This is a genomic window from Sulfuritalea sp. (assembly GCF_031426875.1).
In the GTDB taxonomy this organism is placed as follows: Bacteria; Pseudomonadota; Gammaproteobacteria; order Burkholderiales; family Rhodocyclaceae; genus Sulfuritalea.
Genome location: NZ_JASJPC010000033.1, coordinates 41237 through 62117 on the forward strand (window position 1 = coordinate 41237; position 20881 = coordinate 62117).

The 20881-nt window shown below is 62.6% G+C and carries 12 protein-coding genes; 7 read left to right on the plus strand and 5 right to left on the minus strand.

All coding sequences use genetic code 11. The features are described from left to right. Window positions 1–122: 122 nt before the first annotated feature. From RMO95_RS14865 to RMO95_RS14895, 7 genes are all read left to right on the plus strand, one after another. Entirely contained in the window at window positions 123–1163 is a 1041-nt protein-coding gene (locus tag RMO95_RS14865; protein ID WP_310451423.1) for a GMP reductase, read from the plus strand. Next, entirely contained in the window at window positions 1141–1809 is a 669-nt protein-coding gene (locus tag RMO95_RS14870) for an arylesterase (protein ID WP_310451424.1), read from the plus strand. The genes RMO95_RS14865 and RMO95_RS14870 overlap by 23 nt, the downstream gene beginning before the upstream one ends. A 102-nt stretch (window positions 1810–1911) precedes the next feature. After that, window positions 1912–3771, plus strand: coding sequence for a phosphomethylpyrimidine synthase ThiC (gene thiC / locus RMO95_RS14875; RefSeq protein ID WP_310451425.1), 1860 nt, complete (start codon window positions 1912–1914; stop codon window positions 3769–3771). Window positions 3772–3809: 38 nt separating this feature from the next. Then, a complete protein-coding gene (locus RMO95_RS14880; protein WP_310451426.1) occupies window positions 3810–4046 on the plus strand; it encodes a YkgJ family cysteine cluster protein in 237 nt (78 codons plus the stop codon). Between the two features lie 144 nt (window positions 4047–4190). Beyond that, complete coding sequence (locus RMO95_RS14885) at window positions 4191–5855, plus strand: calcium-binding protein (RefSeq protein ID WP_310451427.1); 1665 nt, start codon at window positions 4191–4193, stop codon at window positions 5853–5855. Window positions 5856–5904: 49 nt separating this feature from the next. Then, on the plus strand, window positions 5905–6144 hold the full coding sequence (locus RMO95_RS14890; RefSeq protein ID WP_310451428.1) for a hypothetical protein: 240 nt from the start codon (window positions 5905–5907) through the stop codon (window positions 6142–6144). A 70-nt stretch (window positions 6145–6214) separates the two neighbouring features. After that, on the plus strand, window positions 6215–8038 hold the full coding sequence (locus RMO95_RS14895) for a M10 family metallopeptidase (RefSeq protein WP_310451429.1): 1824 nt from the start codon (window positions 6215–6217) through the stop codon (window positions 8036–8038). An 8-nt stretch (window positions 8039–8046) separates the two neighbouring features. Here RMO95_RS14895 and RMO95_RS14900 read toward each other — a convergent pair whose 3' ends face one another. The 5 genes from RMO95_RS14900 to RMO95_RS14920 all read right to left on the minus strand — a co-directional run bounded on the left by RMO95_RS14900 (window position 8047) and on the right by RMO95_RS14920 (window position 20759). Beyond that, window positions 8047–9201: an HlyD family type I secretion periplasmic adaptor subunit gene (locus tag RMO95_RS14900; protein WP_310451430.1), complete on the minus strand. Its 1155-nt coding sequence runs from the start codon at window positions 9199–9201 to the stop codon at window positions 8047–8049. Continuing rightward, window positions 9198–11357 carry an ATP-binding cassette domain-containing protein gene (locus tag RMO95_RS14905; RefSeq protein ID WP_310451431.1) on the minus strand — a complete coding sequence of 720 codons (2160 nt, stop codon included), beginning with the start codon at window positions 11355–11357 and terminating at the stop codon, window positions 9198–9200. Before RMO95_RS14905 ends, RMO95_RS14900 begins: the two co-directional genes overlap by 4 nt. Next, window positions 11354–12568 carry a TolC family protein gene (locus RMO95_RS14910; protein WP_310451432.1) on the minus strand — a complete coding sequence of 405 codons (1215 nt, stop codon included), beginning with the start codon at window positions 12566–12568 and terminating at the stop codon, window positions 11354–11356. The genes RMO95_RS14905 and RMO95_RS14910 overlap by 4 nt, the downstream gene beginning before the upstream one ends. A 17-nt stretch (window positions 12569–12585) precedes the next feature. Continuing rightward, complete coding sequence (locus RMO95_RS14915; RefSeq protein ID WP_310451433.1) at window positions 12586–12846, minus strand: hypothetical protein; 261 nt, start codon at window positions 12844–12846, stop codon at window positions 12586–12588. Between the two features lie 86 nt (window positions 12847–12932). Next, a complete protein-coding gene (locus RMO95_RS14920; RefSeq protein ID WP_310451434.1) occupies window positions 12933–20759 on the minus strand; it encodes a SwmB domain-containing protein in 7827 nt (2608 codons plus the stop codon). Window positions 20760–20881 lie beyond the last annotated feature (122 nt).

Genomic DNA, 20881 nt, shown 5'->3' on the forward strand with positions numbered 1-20881 from the left:
GCGGGCGTCAAGCCCTGCGCCCGACACCGGGCGTCGCGCTGCATTTCCGCGGTATGCTCGCCCATGCTGCGTCCACGGTCAGCCCCCGCGCCCCGCCCGCGGCACCCACCAAGGAAGACCCCATGCGTATCGAAGAAGAGCTCAAGCTCGATTTTCAGGACGTGCTGATCCGGCCCAAGCGCTCGACGCTGACATCGCGTTCCGAGGTCGATATTTCGCGCGAGTTCGTTTTCCGCCACTCCGGGCGCCGCTACCACGGCGTACCGATCATCGCCGCCAACATGGATACCGTCGGCACCTTTGAGATGGCGCAGGCGCTGGACAAGCACCAACTGGCCACCGCGCTGCACAAGCATTACGAGGAGGCCGAACTGGTGACCTATTTCCAGGGCCTGCCGGAATCCGCGACGGTGTTCTATTCGATGGGTATGACGCGCGAGGACTACGACAAGTTCTGCCGCGTCAAGCAGCTGGCCGGCGATGCGATTGCGTATGTCTGCGTCGATGTCGCCAACGGCTACACCAAGTCCTTCATCGATTTCCTGCACAAGCTGCGCGCGGCCCATCCGGCAATCACCATCATGGCCGGCAACGTCGTCACCGGCGAGATGGCCGAGGAACTGATTCTCGACGGCGCCGACATCGTCAAGGTCGGCATCGGTCCCGGCTCGGTATGCACCACGCGCAAGATGACCGGCATCGGCTATCCGCAGCTCTCCGCCATCATCGAATGCGCCGATGCCGCCCACGGCCTCGGTGGGCTGATCTGCGCCGACGGCGGCTGCACCTCGCCGGGCGACCTGGCCAAGGCCTTCGGCGGCGGCGCCGACTTCGTCATGCTCGGTGGCATGCTCGCCGGCCACGACGAATGCATGGGTGAGGTCGCCGACGAGGACGGCGTGCGCAAGGTGCGCTTCTACGGCATGAGTTCTCGCACGGCGATGGACAAGCATGCCGGCGGCGTCGCCAACTACCGCGCCTCGGAAGGCAAGGAAGTCCTGCTCGACTACCGCGGCCCGGTGGACAACACGCTGCAGGAAATCCTCGGCGGCGTGCGCTCGGCCTGCACCTACGTCGGTGCGCACAAGCTGCGCGAATTGTCCAAGCGCACCACCTTCATCCGCGTCGCGCGGCAGTTGAATGAAGTTTTCGGCCAATCCTGACCCCATGCATGAAGTGACCCGGATCGCCCGCGGCCTTGCCGCCGTGTGCGTCGTGCTGCTGGCCTTCGCCTGCGGTGGCGACAAGAGGGAAGCAGCTCTCCCATCGGGCAGCAAGGTGCTGGCGCTGGGCGACAGCCTGACCGCGCCGCACGGCGTCAAGCCCGGCGAAGACTGGCCGACGCTGCTGGGGCAGAAGACCGGCTGGGTGGTGATCAACGCCGGCATCAGCGGCAACACCAGCGCCCAGGCCCTCGAACGGCTGCCGGCGCTGCTCGACGAACACCAGCCGCAACTGGTGCTGGTCAGCCTGGGCGGCAACGACATGCTGCGCAAGCTGTCGCAGGCGCAGACGGTGGCCAACCTCGGGCGCATGCTGGACCTGGCCAGGGCCAGCGGCGCCAAGGCAGTACTGCTGGCGACGCCGAAGCCCAGCATCGCCGGCGCGGTGTTCAACAGCCTGTCGCCCGCCGATTTCTACGCCGAAGTGGCCAAGGACAAGAAGGTGCCGCTGATCGCCGATGCCTTGCCCGAGGTGCTGTCCGACACCGCCCTGAAGGGCGACCAGTTGCACCCGAATGCGGCCGGCCATGCCCTGCTCGGCGAGAAGATCCACGCGGACCTGAAGAAAATCGGCTTCGCCCGCTGACGTTTCCACAATTTGTCCTTTCCGCGCGCCGGGTTGCATTCGCGCCGCCTTTCCAGTAGTTTCAGGCCCCTGCCCCACCCCTTCCCGAATCGAGCTTGCCCCATGAACGCCAACGAAAATTTCATCGCCGCGGACGCCCACGTCGACGCCGCCGCCATCGCCCCGCTGCCCAACTCGCGCAAGATCTACGTCGCCGGCAGCCGGCCCGACATCCGCGTGCCGATGCGCGAAATCGCCCAGAGCGCGACCGCCGACACGCCGAACCCGCCGATCACCGTCTATGACTGCTCCGGCCCCTATACCGACCCGACCGCCAGCATCGACATCCGCAAGGGCCTGCCCCAGCTGCGCGCCGCCTGGATCGCCGAGCGCGGCGATACCGAGGAACTGCCCGACCTGTCGTCCGAATACGGCCGCCAGCGCGCCATCGATGCTGAACTCGCTGGCCTGCGCTTCGACCTCGCGCGCCGCCCGCGCCGCGCAATGCCCGGCAAGAACGTGTCGCAGATGCACTATGCCCGCCAGGGCATCATCACGCCCGAAATGGAATACGTCGCGATCCGCGAAAACCAGAAACTCGACGGCCTCGAAGAGCTGCTGCGCCAACAGCATCCCGGCCAGAGCTTCGGCGCCTCGATCCCACGTGTGATCACGCCCGAGTTCGTCCGCGACGAGGTCGCCCGCGGCCGCGCCATCATCCCCAACAACATCAACCACCCCGAATCCGAGCCGATGATCATCGGCCGCAACTTCCTCACCAAGATCAACTGCAACATCGGTAACTCGCCGCTGGCCTCGACCATCCAGGACGAAGTCGACAAGATGACCTGGGCCATCCGCTGGGGCGGCGACACGGTGATGGACCTCTCGACCGGCAAGAACATCCACGAGACGCGCGAATGGATCGTGCGCAACTCGCCGGTGCCGATCGGCACCGTGCCGATCTACCAGGCGCTGGAAAAGGTCGACGGCAAAGCCGAGGATCTGACCTGGGAAATCTTCCGCGACACGCTGATCGAGCAGGCCGAGCAGGGCGTCGATTACTTCACAATTCATGCCGGCGTGCTGCTGCGCTACGTGCCGCTGACCGCCAAGCGCATGACCGGCATCGTCAGCCGCGGCGGCTCGATCCTGGCCAAGTGGTGCCTCTCGCATCACAAGGAGAACTTCCTCTACACCCACTTCGAGGACATCTGCGAAATCATGAAGGCCTACGACGTTGCCTTCAGCCTCGGCGACGGCCTGCGTCCGGGTTCGATCTACGACGCCAACGACGCGGCGCAGATGGGCGAGCTGGAAACTCTGGGCGAACTGACCAAGATCGCCTGGAAGCACGACGTGCAGGTAATGATCGAAGGCCCCGGCCATGTGCCGATGCACATGATCAAGTTCAACATGGACGAGCAGCTGCGCCTCTGCGGCGAAGCGCCCTTCTACACCCTTGGCCCCTTGACCACCGACATCGCGCCGGGCTACGACCACATCACCAGCGCCATCGGCGCGGCGATGATCGGCTGGTATGGCACGGCCATGCTCTGCTACGTGACGCCGAAGGAACACCTCGGCCTGCCGGACAAGAACGACGTCAAGGACGGCATCATGGCCTACAAGATCGCCGCCCACGCTGCCGACCTGGCGAAAGGACACCCAGGCGCCCAGGTGCGCGACAACGCGCTGTCGAAAGCGCGCTTCGAGTTCCGCTGGGAAGACCAGTTCAACCTCGGCCTCGACCCCGACAAGGCGCGCGAATTCCACGACGAGACGCTACCGCAGCACGGCGCCAAGCTGGCCCACTTCTGCTCCATGTGCGGGCCGCATTTCTGCTCCATGAAAATCACCCAGGACGTGCGCGAATACGCTGCCAAGCTGGGTGTCTCGGAGCAGGAGGCGCTGAACAAAGGGATGGAAGTCAAGTCGGTGGAGTTCGTCAAGGCGGGCAGCGAGATCTACAAGGCAAGCTGAGAGTTGGCGCTGGCGCTACGGCAAATAGACGGTAAATAATGGACTGCCGTCCCGGCTGCGGCGCCTGCTGCATTGCGCCCTCGATCAGCACCCTGGACAAGCCCGCCGGCCAGGCCTGCGTGCACCTGACGCCCGACTATCGCTGCACGCTGTTCGGCAGCTCGCGGCGTCCGTTCTGCTGCAGCGGCCTGCGGCCCTCGGCTGAGATGTGCGGCGCGAACCGCGAACAGGCGCTCGCCTGGCTCACCCATCTGGAACAAGCCACCTCGCCCTGACTGATCTGACAACCCAAGCCTGGGTTGCGCGTGGAACTGGAGCTTGCTCCAACCCACCGCGCCTCGCGGTGACTTGAAATTGTCATACATCCAGATAGAATGGCCCTACTAATTTTGGGTGCATTCTGACGGGAGCAAATCGTCGTGGCCGTTTATACCTCCAACTATCCTTCCTGGTCCGATTTTGAGTCACTGCTTGCCGCCACGCATGAGTTCGAATCGAGTGAAAGTTACGCGGCCGCAAAAACTTCCCTGACCTCGCTTCTTAGCAATCTATCCCAGCCCGCCTCGTCTTCGAGTATGGCCGGCAACAGCCTGACACTGTATTACCCTGGCGGAGTCACCGCCTACTTTTCCGGGTACAACTTCGGAACGACAAGCGCCGTCATCACCCATATTCAGGTGCAAGACAGTAGTGCCACCGTCAGTCTTGACGGGGCCCTCACGATAAACGCCAGCACGAATGCGCTCGAGGGAAGCCTTTCGTCGGTTGCATATTCGGGGTTTGGTTACTCTGAATACGGATCGGGCCTCATCCCCCTCGATGGAACGCCCTGGTCTTTGAGCAGTTGGTCGTCGACCGTTCCAACTGTCTTGGGAAATGTCTCGTTTTCCTCAACGGGAACGGCAACCGTAACCGGCGACACGGCACTGAGCACCTATTCATCGACCACGGTTGCGGACAACGCCGGTCACTGGGCGCAGATAACCGGATCGGACTACTCTGTATCCTCGAGCAAGTCGTCACCGGCCGATCCGCTGCTGGTCTTGTACGGAATACTGGCGGGGAACGACACGGCAAACGGCAGCACCGGCGCCGAAGAGCTTCGCACCTATGCGGGAGACGACACCCTCGACGGTAAAACCGGCGCAGACACCATGGTGGGAGGGGTCGGAAACGACAGCTATGTTGTCGATGATTCTGGCGACATCGTCATCGAATTGGCCGGTGAAGGACTTGACGTGATCCAGTCATCCGTGAGCTATACCCTGTCTGGCTATAGTGAAAACCTGACCCTGTCCGGTAGCAGCCATCTAAACGCCACCGGCAACGAGTCAGACAATGAACTCAGGGGGAATTCCGGCGACAACGTCCTGCACGGTAGAGCCGGCAATGACTCCCTTGTCGGCGGCGACGGCAACGACCGCCTCGATGGCGGCCGTGGCGCCGACCGGATGGAAGGCGGTAGCGGCAACGATCTGTATGTCGTCGACCACCGTTTCGACCAGATCACCGAAGTGGCCGACAGCGGATTCGACAGCGTCAGCGCCAAAGCCAGTCATGTCCTCGCCGACCATGTCGAGAACCTCTTCCTCACCGGTTCCGTCACGCTGCGCAGCGGTGGCGTCTTCGGCAGGAAAACCACCACCATCGACCTGAGCATCGACGGCACCGGCAACGAGGCCGACAACCTGCTGCGCGGCAATCGGGGCCACAACCAACTGGATGGCCTGGGCGGCAACGACACCCTGCTCGGCGGCGCCGGGGCGGACGTCCTGCAGGGTGGCACGGGGGCGGACCGACTGGTGGGCGGCGCCGGGGCCGATGTCTTCGTCTTTGCCGCCGGCGATGGCGGCGCCAGCCTGACCGCGGCCGATATGCTTTATGACTTCGAGGACGGCATCGACCGCATCGCGCTGACAGGCGGGCTCGACTTTGCCGACCTCGCCATCAGCCAGGGCAACGGCGCCGACACCGCTGCCGGCAATACGGTCATCGGTACCGATAGTGGGGAATACTTGGCCGTACTGCTCAACACCAGCGCCAGCACCATCACGGCGCTCGACTTCCAGTTGCTGGGCGTGTAGTACAGTTCGCTCGATCTATTCAAATCGACTCAACAAGGGAGAACCAAGGATGCAGGATATTTTTGCCGAACGTCTCGTCAATCTGCAAATTCACCAGGGCATCGCCAGGCTGGATTTCGCCCGACTCGAAACCATAGACGTCGAAAAGAACCAGGCCACCTTCGCGCCGGCATTTCGCCTGGCGATGCCGGTGGACGCATTCATGCAGATGGCCGAGCAATTCCAAAAAGTGCGCGAAACAATCCAGAACCAGGCCAAGGACAGGGCGAGCACACCAGCTGCTCCGTGACCGATTTCGCCGGCACTTGAGGCAGCACGCTTGATTCATTCATCCGAACGCGAAGCGCAATTCCGATGACATGACTACGACTACAGACCCGCTGGAAGGCTTGTTGGCGATTTTCGACGGCTACACGACAGCGCGCTGGAACTTTCCGGCGGCCGTAGGCAGCCAGGATTCCAATCCGGCCGGCATCGGCACGAGCGCAGTCGTCACGTTTTCCTTTCTCGAATCACTTCCAGAGTACGCCGCCGACTATTCATCGCCCATCATCGACTTCGCGGCATTTGACGAGACCTTGCTGGGCATGCGCACCGCAGCCCGGGCGGCATTGGCAAGCATTGCCGATTTCGTCGATGTCGTTTTTGTCGAGGCGCCCGACGGGCAAACCGGGCAAATCACCTTTGGCCTGAACAGCCAGCCCGGGTCGGCTGGCTACGCCTACTACCCGGCCTGGCAGTATTTCTATAACGAGGGCGCGATTCTGGAAGTTGCCGAAGCCGACGTCGGCGGCGACATCTGGATCGAAGGGCATGCCATCGACTGGGTGACGACCGATTTTCTTCCCGGCAACCAGGGTTATGCCGTTTTCTTGCATGAAATCGGCCATGCCCTTGGCCTGAAGCATCCCTTTGAGGGCAACATCACGCTGGACGCGGCGCACGACGTCGAAAGCTTCACGATGATGTCCTACACCGCGACGCCGTCATCGGTCATCGTTTCGAACCTGGAAGGTGGCTTCTACACCTACACCCATATCCCGGTGAGTTCGCTGATGCCGGGAGACATTGCGGCTCTGCAGTATCTCTATGGCGCAAATGAAGGCACGGCTACGGGCGATGACGTGTATAGGTGGGAGAACAACGCGACTTTCTACCAGACGATATGGGATGGCGGCGGCTGGGACACCATCGATTGCACCAGCCAGACCTTGGGCTGCACCATCGACCTACGGCCGGGCAACTACAGCTCGATCGGCATGCGCACCACGGAAACCGAGTTGCTGCTCTCGCAACCGCCCGAACTGAACATGGCTGACATCCTTGAAATGTTCGGCCCTTCGGTGTCCGGAGCCCTCTACGATGGACAGAGCAACCTTGCAATTGCCGCAGGGGTGGTCATCGAGCGCGCAATAGGAGGCAGCGCAGCCGATTCCATCATCGGCAACGACTTCGCAAACAGTCTCCACGGCGGCATAGGCAACGACACCCTGCTCGGCGGCGACGGCAACGACCTGCTCGATGGCGGCCGCGGTGCCGACCAGATGGAAGGTGGCACCGGCAACGATCTGTATGTCGTCGATCATCGCTTCGACCAGATCACTGAACTGGCCGACAACGGCATCGACAGCGTCAGCGCCAAGACCGGTCATGTCCTCGCCGACAACGTCGAGAACCTCTTCCTCACCGGTTCCGTCACGCTGCGCAGCGGCGGCTTCTTCGGCAGGAAGACCACTACCATCGACTTGAGCATCGACGGCACCGGCAATGCGTCCGACAACCTGCTGCGCGGCAACCGGGGCCACAATGAACTGGACGGCCTGGGCGGCAACGACACGTTGCTGGGCGGGGCCGGGGCGGACGTCCTGCAGGGGGGTACCGGAGCGGACCGGCTGGTGGGCGGCGCCGGGGCCGACGTCTTCACCTTTGCCGCCGGCGATGGCGGCACCGGCCTGGCGGCGGCCGACATGCTCTACGACTTCGAGGATGGCATCGACCGCATCATGCTGGCGGGCGGGCTCGATTTTGCCGACCTGACCATCAGCCAAGGCAACGGCACCGACACCGACACCGCCGCGAGCAATACGGTCATTGGCACCAGCAGTGGGGAATACCTGGCCGTGCTGCTCAACACCAGTGCCAGCACCATCACGGCGCTGGATTTCCAATTGCTGGGCGGCTGACCGCCGGGTCAGCGTTCTCCCAACGACTCCGAGAGTGTCTTGGTAATCGGCTTGGTCAGATACTGCAAGACGCTCTTCTGCCCGGTCTTGACCTCGACCATGGCCGTCATTCCCGGCTGAATCAGGATCGGTTCGTTCTTTTTGTTGACCAGGCCCTTTCCTGTGGTCTTGATCTGTACCCGGTAGTACGACTGTTCGGTCCCCTGGATGGTTTCGGTCAGCGTGTCCGCACTGATATAGCTGACTTCGCCATGAAGAATGCCGTAGATCGAATAATCGTAAGCGTCGAGCTTGATCGTTGCCGGCAGGCCCGGTTTGACGAAAGCGATCTCGGCGGGCTTGACCTTGGCCTCGATGATCAAGTCCTCGTCCGCTGGAACGATCTGCATGATTTCTTCGCCCGGTTTGGCCACCCCGCCCAGCGTGGTCAGACGCACATTGCGGACAATGCCATCCATGGGCGAAAGCACCTCGGTGAAACTGAGTTGTTCCTTGCGTTGGGTGACGATCTGCTGCACGCCCGCCAGGTCTTCCTCGGCCTTCACCAACTCGGCCTGGCAGTCCTGCAGGTACTTGTTGCGCTTGTTGGTGATCTGGCTGCGGACATCGACGACCTGCCGCTGCAGCTTGATGATTTCCGCGCGACTGACATCGCCGGCCTGGACCAGCGGCAAATTCATCTCAAGCTCTTCCTTGATCAGGGCTTCGGCTTTCTCCAGTGAGCTGACTTCCTCGCGCAATGCCCCCTGGCGCTTGGCGAACAAGGCGAGCTGGTTGGCACGAAACTCGGGGTATTTGGCCAGTTCGGGCGGAAAAACTGGCGCGCCGCCGAATATCTCGGCATTCAGGCGCGCCACCGTCCCTTTGAGCGCCGCCGACTTGGCCGCGCTTTCCAGATAGCTGGCTTCGGCCTTGGTGTGATCGAAGCGCGCCAACCGTTGCCCGCGCTTCACTACCGAGCCTTCGCGCACCGGGAGTTCCGATAACACGCCACCTTCCATGACCTGAATCACCTGATTGCGCGAACTGGAAATTACCTGGCCGCTGGCACGCGTGATCTGATCCAGTACCGCCCAGTCGGCCCAGACCAGGAAACCGATGATGGCCAGTGCGCTGCCCCAGATCAATATGCGACCGGTTCCCATTTTCAAATGCGTGATCACGCGGATGCCTCCTGAGGCAAAGGTTGCTGAGCGGGTCCCTTGCCGGAGATCCTGGCAAGCACGGCGTCGCGCGGACCGTCGAGTTGCACGCGCCCGCCATGCAGCACCACAAGCCGATCGAGCAGGGGCAGCAAAGCCGTCTTGTGCGTCGTCACCAGCAGGGTCGCGCCCTCGGCAGCCAGTTCGCGCAACAGATTGACCACGCGCGCCTCCGTTGCCGAATCCATCGCCCCGGTTGGTTCGTCCAGAAGCCAAACCTTCGGCTTGGCGAGCAGCATGCGGGTCAGCGCTATCAACTGCTTTTGTCCGCCGGAAACCCCGCGCCCTCCCTCGGTCAATTCAAGCGCCAGGCCGGCGGCTTGCCCCAGAATCAAATCGATCAGGCCGGTGCGCTTCGCCGCAACCAGAATCGCCTCTTCGCCGGGATCGGGCAGGCCGAGCAACAGGTTGTCGCGCAAGCTGCCGCTGAACAGGCGCGTGTCCTGCGGCAGATAGCCGATGACCTCGCGCGCCACGGACGGTGCCAGCGTCGCCAGATCGACGCCGCCGAGAAACACCTTGCCTTCGGCCGGGCGATACATACCGGAAGCCAGTTTGAGCAAGGTGCTCTTGCCCGAACCGATCGGCCCGATCAAGCCGACCCGCTCGCCCGGCTTGATTTCCAGGCGCTCGACTTCGAGCGCCGCGGTCTTGGCCATGCCATAGACGAAGCGTGCCCGCTCGAAACGGAAACCGCCTTCGAGGCTTTGCGGCATCAATGCCGCGTGCGCCTCGTCCGCCTCATTGGGCAACGCGACGATCTGTTCCAGTCCGTCCAGGGCGGCACGGGCAAGCGCCCACTGCACCATGACACCGGGTAGTTGCACAATCGGGGTCATGGCGCGGCTGCCTATGATCGAGCAGGCCAGCAGGCCACCCATGGTCAGCCGATTTTCAGTGACGAAATAAGCGCCTGCTGCCACCAGCGAGATATAGCTCAACTGCTGCAAGGCCACGGTGAGGTTCTGCGACAAGGCCGTATAACTGCGAATATTCTGTTCGGCGTCGCTGGTTTCGGCCACGAGGCGATTCCAGCGTGACTGGATCGCCCATTCGGCGCTGTTCGACTTCAGCGCCTCGGCGCCGTCGACCGCCTCGACCAGCAGGCCGGCCTTGCGGTTGCTGGCGGAAAGATTACGTCGGGTATGGCGCTGGATGGCGCCCTGGAACATGAGGCCGGTGGTCAGCGCGATGGGCAGGAAGATCAGGGGCACGACGACGACCCAGCCGCCGACGGCGGCGATGACCAGCAGGAAAACGATGGCAAACGGCACGTCGGCAAGAACGAAAAGCGAGGTCGATGCCAGGACCCCGCGCACCATTTCGAAACCCTTGACCTGCGAAGCCAGCGTGCCGACCGAAGCGGGCCGGACCTCCATGCGAATACCGAGCATGCGCTTGAAAAACCACTCCGACAATTCGTGATCGATGGTGTTGCAAGTGCGGTCGACGGTATGGCTGCGCACCTGTTTTAGCAGCAGTTCCAGCACCACCGACAGCGCCACGCCCACGGTCAGCACCCACAAGGTGTGGAATCCCTGATTCGGTATGACGCGATCGAAAACCTGCATCGCATAGAGCGACGTAGCGAGCGCCAGCAGGGAAACCAGGCCGGTGGCCAGCACCGCGTCGCCAAACACGCCCTTGCGCTGCCACAGCGCCTGCCGTACAAGTTCCAGCGCGCGCGGCCGGGCCTTCGCCTCGCGCGAGCGAGGTGGCAGTGAAAGACAGCTTGCGTCGGCAAGATCCGCCGAGGAAACGGCTTCACCGCCGATACCTTCGCCACGCCAGCTGCCGTCATGTGCCCGCGCCGTAATCAGGGCCCAGCCAAGGGTTCCGGTATGGATCACAAAAGGCAGGTTGGCGGGAGTCGGCGCGCTGATCGCCTGCGGCACGCCGTCGAGTTCGGCCAGGCGCCACGCCTCGACAAACAATTCCGCGGCAGTTCTGCCGGACGGCGCTCCTACCCGATCCGGCAGCTGGCTGAGGTCGCCCAGCCGGGCGCCCTCGACTCGCTGCCCGGACAGACGTGCCGCCCGATCCACCAGTTGCCCCATACAGCCTTGCGCGACGCCAGCCTGCTCATTGCTCGTTACTGCATTCAATGGGTCGCTCATTTCTTGGTCAGGGTTCCAGCGTGGGCCCGCAGTCGCAAGCCGGCAGCGATGGACTGGGCGCGCGCATCCTCGGCGGAAAATTGTGCCTGGGTGGCTTCGCGCACGGCATTGAGCACGTCGATCCAGGACTTGCGCCCGATCACATACTGGCGTTCATAGGAAGCGAACACCTCGCCCGACATGAAGCTGGACAGGCGCGCCGTTTCCAGCCGCGAACGGGCTGCCGTCCACTCTTCCCAATCCACCGCGATGCGTTCCCTGAGGTCGCGCTCGGCAGCGTCCCGGGCCTGCCGCGCGGCTTCACGCCGGGCGATCGCCGCATCCACCCCCGAGGCCGCAGACAAGCCCGCTCCCGGCTGAGCCAGCAGCACCAGCATCGCCCGGCTGTCGGCGGCCACGCCGCCGCCCGAGCTTCGTTCGAAGCGCAAGGCGACCTGCGGCATGTAGGCCGAGCGCCTCTGGTCGATTTCCGCAGTCGCCGCCTCTTCTTCGTGGCGCAGTCGGCGCAGGGTCGGCGAGGAAGCGAGCGCTGATTCCAGCGCCGCGTCGAATGTGGCCGGCACGCCCTTGTCGTCGAGATCCTGCCAGGAAACTTCCCGCACCGGCTGACCACTCAACTGCGCCAGCTGGGTCAAGGCATTCTTCAAGGACTGGGAAACCAGGGAAAGTTCATTCTTCGTCTGATACAGCCGCGACTCCGCCAGACGCTGGTCGGTCTGCGAACTGACTTCCTGCGTGACGCGACGGCGAATCATGGCAAGCAGCTTTTCATGAGCCTCCACGCCGGACGCGGCATGGCCTTCCCTGGCTTTCTGGCGCAGCGCTTCGAGGTAGGCGGTGATGACCCGCAGCGAGACCTCCAGCGTCGTTTCGTCCAGCCCGGCGCCCGCGGCGTCGAAACGGCTGCCGGCAGCCTCGATGCCCGAGCTGATACGCCCGCCCGTCCACAGGGGCTGATCGATGCGCAGCAGCCCGGCGGCCGGCCGCGCGTCACTGGCGGATGTCGCCTCGACACTGGGCGTCGGATAGCGCGCCCATTCGGCGCCTTCCTTGTCGGCCGAAGCGGCGTCCCGTGCCGAACGCTTGCCGAGAATCGCCGGATGCTGGGTCAGCGATGCCTCAAGGACACGATCGAAGGTTGGCAGCGAATCGGCATGGGCGGCACCGGCCGCCCATGCCAGGATGACCAGGCCTAGCGAAAGAATCTTCATACCCAAGCGACGTGGGTTCAGTGCTTCGTCGGCTGCGCGCCGGGCACGACCTGCGTCGCCGCAGCCTGCTGGGCCGCATGGCGGGCACGCAGGGAGCCGAGCTGTGCCTTGTGGCTTTCGCGCATCCCGTTCAGTTGCATTTCCTGCTGCTTTTTGACGCCGGCCAGTTGCGCTTCCTGCTGCGCAAGCATGGCCTGCAGCTGCTTTTCCTGCTGTTCCAGAACGGTGGCGAGTTCGCGCTCATGCGCTGCCTTCATTGATTCGATTACATCGGCCATGGTGAATGCATCCTTGCAGAATCTCATTAAAACAAGAAGCCGCCCTCTGATACGGGCGGCTCCTGCGGAAGTGCCTGAACGGGAGTTTATACAGGCTGAGTGTTAAGGGTAATGTAGTTGCCGAAAGTCATCAGGCCCGTTGCCGTAATGCCGCTGAGCACGACACCTGACATCGCTGCGCCGGCCGTCGAATCGCCATCATAAACGAGAAGGGTGTCGGCGCCTGCGCCCGCGGTGAACGACCCGGCGCCATAACTGCCCTGCACCACTTCGTACGACGAATCACCGAAGCTGCGGGGACCCTGAGTGGATACCTCCGGCATGTCAATCCAGATCGCGTCGTCCGCACCGAAATCGGTGATGACATCGGCGGCACCACTGGCAAAACTGTAGACGCCATTGTTCAGAGTCACCAGGGGCGAATCCCCCTGGAGGAACGCGAATCCGTCCGGCCCGCTGCCTCCCGTCATCGTGTCGGCGCCCGTACCACCGTCGATCCAATCCTCGTATGCCGAGCCAACCAGGATATCGTTGCCCGCCCCGCCGCTCAGGTCGTAGCCGCCGGTGGCGGTGAATGCACTCAGATCGATGGTGTTGTTGCCGCTGCCACCCTCGGCCGAACCGCCGTAGCCGGGGTCGGGTGTATCGACCATGACATTGCCGAGCACATCGCGGAAGCCATTGCTGATGGTGCTGCCGCTGTAATTGATCAGCACCCAGTCTTCCTGCGTGAATGCCCGATCAGTCTGCACTGTCCAGTTGGACGTACCATCACCAGCAAGGCCGGTGAACACAACGTCGATCGTGCCGCTCAGCTTCATCGTCAGGGCCAAGCTGGTGGGCATATAGGCGTTTTCCGTGAAGTCGAGCTGGAAGCCGGTACCGGTGTTGAGTCCGAAGCCGACCACCTCGGGCCCCTGGGTATCGACAAGCTGCACCACATTGGCACCTTCCGTGGTACCCAGCGTGGCAGCAGCCAGTCCCCTCAGGCCGTAGCCGCCCTGCCCGCTCAGGGTGATCAGCGTGTCAAGCGGGGCGAAGCCGCCTTGCGTGACCAGGGTACCGACGTCCTGGAAGATCACCAGAGAGTCGAGGTTGTCCAGGCTGCCATCGTTATTGAGGTCCACCTTGAAGGCGACGGTGGCGCCAACTTCATGGAAGTTGGTTGCCAGGTAGCCCACGGCGTCGCTCGAGGTGACGCGCACTCCGGCACTGGCGTCCGCCACGTTGTAGACGACACTCAGGAGTGTGCCACTCGCGTTGTAGAAGCTCGCGATGCCTCCGGCAATGCTGTGCGAAGCGATCCCGCCGGCGGAGTCGGTGCCGTCTACCAGCCCCGCCGTATTGCCGGCAATGAGCGCCGAGGGCAGACTCAGCTGGTCGTGCTTGGTCGTATCGCTCGAAACGATATCGAAGCCTGTGTTGCTGGGGGAACTCGCCGAACCGACGACGATGTCCCGGTTGGCGGCGCCGACCACGCTGTCGCCGGGCTGGATATACACCACGTCACGGGAATAGCCCGGCTGGCCGTCGAGCCCGCCGTTCTCGACCAGGACGATGGTGTCCGATCCCTCGCGACCCATCAGCGTATCCGCCCCGCCGCCATCGATCAGGACGTCCATCGCATTGGTACCGAACAGCAGGTCATTGCCGCCGTTGCCGCGGATCTGGATCGGCAGCCATGTGCCGTAGTTGTCCAGGTCGATGGTGTTGGCGACATTGCCCCCAAACCAGACTTCCCCTGAGGTCAGCTCATTGCCTGCGGCATCGCCCATGTTGCCCCAACCTGCGTCGTAGGTAGCCTGCACGACATCGTTGGTGCCCAGCGCTGTCGAGGTCTGGAAGGTGTAGGCATTCCCAGAAACAGTGAAGCCCGTGACCTGGATGCTGGTTCCCTGGTTGCCACTTGCGGGGTCAGGATTCTGGAACAACATTAGACCTTGCGGCTGTGGCGATCCATCCAAGGTGACCAACGCTTCACTGAAGGTCAGCGTGATCGAGTTTGTGGCGAAATTAGCGCCAACCACAGTAGGTGCTGTCGTGTCTCCACTCGGTGGCGGGGTGCCTCCGGTGGTCGTGTTGCTGACGGTCTGGTTCATCAGAACGCCGGCATCGTTTCCGGCCAGATCCTGAATCGGCGTGGTCATCTGCGGCCCCACGCTGTAGTCCACGGTGACCGTCGCTCCCTCGGTCACGGCGGATTGCAGCACGAGAGTAACTGTGCTGCCGCTGATGGCGACGTCGCTGACCATGGCGGGACTACTGTTGACGTTAACCATGAAGGCCATTGCCGGTGGCTCGCTCACGCCGTCCAGTGCCTCATCGTAAGTCAGCGTGAGCGTCGCGCCGTTCACCACTGCGCTTAGCAGTGTCGGCGCCGTCGTGTCGGCCGGCGGTGTGCCGCCACCCAATTGACTGGCCAAGGTAGCCATATTGACGCTCAGCGCCTGAATGCCGCCGGCATCCTGGTCGAACGTCAGATACTCGACGTTGCTCACGAAATCTGTGCCGAAGCCTGTTGCGGTCAAATCGCTCAGGTCGGTAACCGTCCAGATGCTGTTCGCGGCATTCCAGACGATCTGCGCCAGATCAACACCTTCCTGGCTGACCTTGAAGCCGCCGATCGAACTGTCGTAAGCGCCGATAACCGGTGTGGTCGTACCCGATGCATGGACGACGAAACCCGCATAATCCGTTCCCGCACCACCGTCAAGCACGTCGTTACCAGTGCCACCGACGATCCAGTCGTAATTTCCCGCGCCGGCGTTAATCTGGTCGTCACCGGTACCGCCATACAGCAAGTCGCGAGCGGTGCCGCCGTTGAGGCTGTCGTTGCCGCTGCCGCCCATCAGCATATCGTTGCCAAGATTGCTTGCGGCAAGCGTGTCGCTGCCAGCGCCGCCGCTGAGCAATGCGGACACTGTGCCGACGTTGGCAAGGTTATCCGCGCCGCTCGTGCCAAATAGCAGCGGAATGCTGGCGCGGCCGTCCCACTGGTCGAAACGGAACTGCAGCGTTTCCATGTTGGTGGCCGTCATCAGCGTCGCCAGCGTCGTGTAGTCCTTGACGACGATGGCGCCACTGTCGTCCGTGTCGAGGCGATAGGCATTCGTCGTGCCGTTGGCCACGAAGCCGGTCGTGCCCCAGGTTCCGACCTGGCTCTGGATCGCCGGACCCATGATGCGGCCGGCGATGGCCATCTGCTGTCCGCCGAGCGTGAATACGAGATGGTCCGTCCCGGCGCCGCCGTCGGCCACGGTGTTGTTGCCGTTGTTGGCGACGAAGATCGCGTCGTTGCCCGCGCCGGCAGCGATGACATTGGCGCCACCATCGCCGAGAATCGCATCCTTGCCGGCGGAGCCGGTAATGGTGTCATTGCCGGCACCACCTCGCACGGTGTAACGCGCGGCCGCGTCGACGTCGCTCGATAGATCGATCACGTCGGCACCCAGCGAGCCGCGCACGAAGTGCTCGTTGGAGGCCGCTGCATCGGTGTAGGTGGCAACCCCGTTGGCCAGCAGAATATCCGTGGCGTCGGTGTATTGATACGCCGTACCGTCAAAATACATGATGTGGTAGCTAAACTGTTCCACGCCGAGGGCGAAGGTCCCGGTCGGCACCGTGTGGCTTATCGCCACGCTACCGTCGGAAGCGATGGCCCTGATCTGGCCACTGGTCACGTCGTATTCCAGGTGGTAGCCGTTCGCCGTGGCCGCATCCATGGTACCCGGCAGCACTATCGGCACGCCAAGAATGTCGCGATTTCCCTCGCCACCCGTAACGGAATAGCCACTTACGGGGCCAGTGGATACCACATACTGGCCGTCCGTCACCTGCACCAGCGCCGGGTCATTTTCATACACGCCGATGGCATCGTTGGCTGCCGTGCCGGAACCGCTGGCCACCATGTCGCCATACAGGTAGCTGCCAGTGGTGATGGTGCGATTCGTGCTATCCAGCGTCAGGTTGGCGGATAACTGGTCGGCCATGCCGGTGATGCTGCCGCCGTTGAGGCTGACGCTGCCGATATGGAAGGTGCCAATGTCAGCTGCAGTCGCGGTATAGACGAATTTCATCGAACTTTGCCCAAAGGCCGGGTTAAAGCCCCCGTCGCTGTATTGCTCGAACGTGGCCTGCACGGTGCGGGTCAGCGTGCCCGCATCGCTGTAGATGTCCAGACTCAGGGTCGGCGCGCCAGTGACCACGACCTGATTGCTGAAGTGCACCTGGATCTCGATCCGGTCGCCCGCAAGAGTCACCGGCCCAGCTTCGTTGTTTGTCCAGTTGATAAACGTAGCTCCGGTCGTCGCACCGCCTGTCACGTTATTGACCGCATAGCCGCTCAGGGTTGCCGCATCGTTGCCGGTACTGTCCTGAACAGTCATGCCGGCATAGCCGACCGTAACGGTATCCGATGCCGCCACTGCGCTGGCCAGGGTCAACGCGACCGTGGTGCCGCTGACAGCGACGCTGCTGACGGTGAGCGAACCGGCACCCGTGCCGACAGTGAAGTCGCCGGGGAGGGGCACGCTGTTCGCGTCCAGTGTCTCGCCATAGGTCAGCGTCAGCGTCGAGCCGTTCACCGCGGCGCTTAGCAGCACGGGCGCGGTGTAGTCGAAAAGCGAGAGAAAGTCGCCGCTGGCACTGAACTGCGACGGCGTAACGCCGCTCAGGACGACGCCGGTCGCCGCGAAATTCGATGTTGCATCGCCGTCATAGACCAGCAGGGTATCGGTCCCCGTGACGTTCTCGTTGAAGCTGCCGCCGCTGTAGTTGCCTTGCACCAGGATGTAGTCGTCATCACCCATGTTGTCCGGCGAGGTCGCTGCCCAATCACGAGTGGCTGGCAGGTTCAGATTCAGCCCGTCGCCAAGCGCGAAGTCGGTGATCATGTCGGCGCCGCCGGCAAAGGTATAGACACCGCTGGCATAGCTCACCGCAGTGCCGTCGCCCGGGTTGAACCCGAAATCGTCGTCACCCGCGCCGCCAGTCATGGTGTCGGCTCCCGTGCCGCCCTCCAGCCAGTCGCTGCCAGCCGATCCGATCAGGGTATCGTTGCCCGGAGCGCCCTCCAGATCGTAGCCGCCAGTGGCTGAGAATAGGGTGGAATTGCTCAGATCGATGACGGTGTTGCCGCTGCCGCCCTCGGCCGAACCGCCGTAGCCGACCTCATCATGATCCATCCTGACATTGCCGAGCACATCGCGGAAGCCATTGCTACTGTCGCTGCCGTTGTAATTGATCAGCACCCAGTCTTCCTGCGTGAATGCCGTATCGGTGTGGACCGTCCAGTTGGCCGTACCGCCACCATCAACGCTGGAGAACGTGACGACGTCAGTGCCGTTCTTCTTCATCGTCAGGGCCAAGGTTCCGGTCGGCATCAAGGCGTTTTCAGTGAAGTCGAGCTGGAAGCCGTCACTGGTCAACCCGAAGCCAATGACCTCAGGCCCCTGGACATCGACGAGTTGCACTACGTTGACACCTTCAGTATTACCCAGCGTCGCGCTGGCAACGCCGATCAGGCCGCTCAGTGTCACCAGCGTGTCGGGTGGAGCAATGCCGCCTTGCGTTGCAAGCGTGCCAGCATCCTGGAACACCACCAGCGAGTCACTGTTGGTTAGGCTGCCATCGCTATTCACGTCGACCTTGAAGCCGACGGTGGCGCCGACCTCATGGATATTGGCTGCCAGGTAGGCCACAGCATCGGACGAGGTTACGCTCGTGCCGGCAACTGCGTCCGTAGCGTTAAAGACAACGACCAGCGACGTTCCGCTCACGTTATGGAAGGTGGCGATGCCGTTACTGATGCTGTGCCCCGAAATGCCTCCGGCGGAGTCCGTACCGTCGACAATTCCCGTCGTGTTACCGGCGATAAGCGCGGACGGCAGGCTCAGCACGTCGTGCTTGAGCGCATCGCTGGACGCGATGTCGAAGCCCGTGTCGGTGGGCGAAGTGGCCGAGCCCTTGACCAGATCCCGGGCACCGACGATGCTGTCACCCGGCGCGATGATGACCACGTCACGGGAATACGGGACAGTTCCGCCGTTCTCGACCAGAACGATGGTGTCCGAACCCTCGCCACCGATCAGCGTGTCTGCACCGCCACCGTCAATCAGAACATCTGCTGCATTGGTGCCGACCAGCCTGTCGTCGCCACCATTGCCGCGAATCTGGATCGGCAGCCACGAACCGTGGTTGTCCAGGTCGATGATGCTCGCGCCGGAACCGCCGAACCAGATCTCGCCACTCTGTACGGAATTGCCACCGCCATCGACAAAGCTGCCATGCATCGGCATCGCGTTGTATTGCACCTGCACGATGTCTGTGCTTGTCAAGCTAGCGTTGGTACTGAAGCTGACCGTGTTCGCGGTCGCGTCCACGCTGTAACCAGTGATCGAGATCACCGATGCGTTATAGGCGTCCTGCGACCAGCCATTGGAGTAATCCGGGTTCTTGAAGAAGCTCAGCATCGGGGTGCCCGTGCCGGACCACGTCACCGCTTCGCTGATTCGCAATGTGATGGTGGAATTCTCGCCTTCCGTAAAGATTGCTCCCACCACAGAAGGAATCGTCGTGTCGTTGGGATCGGTCGGCCCACCGCCAATGATGTTCCAATTACTGTCGAAGGTCGTCGTTACGCCGTTCATCGTTCGCCAGCCACCGAGGAAGGACAGGCTGCCGTCGTTGCTGTAGTAGTACTCCCAGCTGTCTCGCGGGGTCGTCTCACCCGTTGGCGTGAACTGACCGCTCTCGACGCGCACCATCTGCGTCGTGTCTCCGGTCGTAACGTTACCGTCAAAGTCGAAGGTGACGGACTCTACCGTCCGTGCGTTCCGGCCGCTTCCATAGCTGTCTTGGAACTCCGACCCCAGCCAGTTCCAGTTGGCGTCGTTGTAGGTCGTGTTAGTTGAACTGTAGCTACCATCGTTCCAGGTGTTGGTATTGCTCGAACCAATCTTCGCGCTGGTAATGGCGTCAAAATAGGTCGTTTCGCCCGAGACCGCGTCTGTCCTGTATAGCGCCGCACCAAATAGGTCGTACGCCATACCGTCCGTGTTGCTCAGAACATCCGTCAGCCCCGTCGTGTCGAAGGTCCGGCTGATCACGTTCCAGTTAGCGTCGTACGCGGTCGTCTCGCCGTTGCGGGTTTCCTTGCCACCCAGATGCGTCCAACTACTGTCGTTGGCGTAGTAGTGCTCGAAGCTGCTGGTTTCGGTCTGCGTTTGGCTGCTGGCGTTGACCCAGCTCCAGGTGTTCTCGCCGCGCTCGACCTGCACCGTCTGATTAGTCTCGTCCACAGCCACGGTGCCGTCACCGTTGAAGTCGAAGCTGATCGCCTCGACCGTCCGCGTGTTCGACCCGCTGTTGCCGTTGTCGTCGCTCCATCCCGAGCCAACCCACTTCCAGTTCCCGTTGCTGTCGATCTCGTTGTAGGTCTTGTTCGTCGAGGTGATGCTCTTGTTCTGCCCGCTGTCAAACCATGTGCTTACGTTGACGTTCACCACGCCCAGCTTGGTGCCCGATGCATCGTAATAGCTGATCTCCTGCGAGCTGTTGGCCCCGTCCACCCAGCTGTTGGTCTGCTTGTAGTACAGCGGTGTTCCCGCGTTCCCGTCGTCAAACAGGATGTAGGCCTTGTCCGCGGTGTTCGTCAGCTCCGTGAAGTCGGTCGAGATCGTCGTCGTCCGGCTGATCACGTTCCAGCTGGCGTCGTACGTGGTCGTCTCGCCGTTGCGCACTTCCTGGCCGCCCAGGAAGGTCCAGGTGGTGTCGTTGGCGTAGTACCACTCGAAGCTGCTCGTCTCCGTCCGCGTCGTGGTGCCATCTGTCCACGACCAGGTGTTCGAGCCGCTTTCCTGGCGAATCAGCTCCGTCGTATCGAGATCGCTGTCGCGGTCAGCCGCGTCCGCCACCAGTTTGCTCGTGTTCCAGCCGCTGTTGCCGTTGTTGTCGCTCCATTCCGAGCCAACCCACTTCCAATTCCCGTTGCTGTCGATCTCGTTGTAGGTCTTGTTCGTCGAGGTGATGCTCTTGT

Coding starts and splice junctions, on each gene's coding strand:
- RMO95_RS14865 (WP_310451423.1), top strand. CDS start 123: ATGCGTATCGAAGAAGAGCTCAAGCTCGATTTTCAGGACGTGCTGATC.
- RMO95_RS14870 (WP_310451424.1), top strand. CDS start 1,141: ATGAAGTTTTCGGCCAATCCTGACCCCATGCATGAAGTGACCCGGATC.
- thiC (WP_310451425.1), top strand. CDS start 1,912: ATGAACGCCAACGAAAATTTCATCGCCGCGGACGCCCACGTCGACGCC.
- RMO95_RS14880 (WP_310451426.1), top strand. CDS start 3,810: ATGGACTGCCGTCCCGGCTGCGGCGCCTGCTGCATTGCGCCCTCGATC.
- RMO95_RS14890 (WP_310451428.1), top strand. CDS start 5,905: ATGCAGGATATTTTTGCCGAACGTCTCGTCAATCTGCAAATTCACCAG.
- RMO95_RS14895 (WP_310451429.1), top strand. CDS start 6,215: ATGACTACGACTACAGACCCGCTGGAAGGCTTGTTGGCGATTTTCGAC.
- RMO95_RS14905 (WP_310451431.1), bottom strand. CDS start 11,357: ATGAGCGACCCATTGAATGCAGTAACGAGCAATGAGCAGGCTGGCGTC.
- RMO95_RS14910 (WP_310451432.1), bottom strand. CDS start 12,568: ATGAAGATTCTTTCGCTAGGCCTGGTCATCCTGGCATGGGCGGCCGGT.
- RMO95_RS14915 (WP_310451433.1), bottom strand. CDS start 12,846: ATGGCCGATGTAATCGAATCAATGAAGGCAGCGCATGAGCGCGAACTC.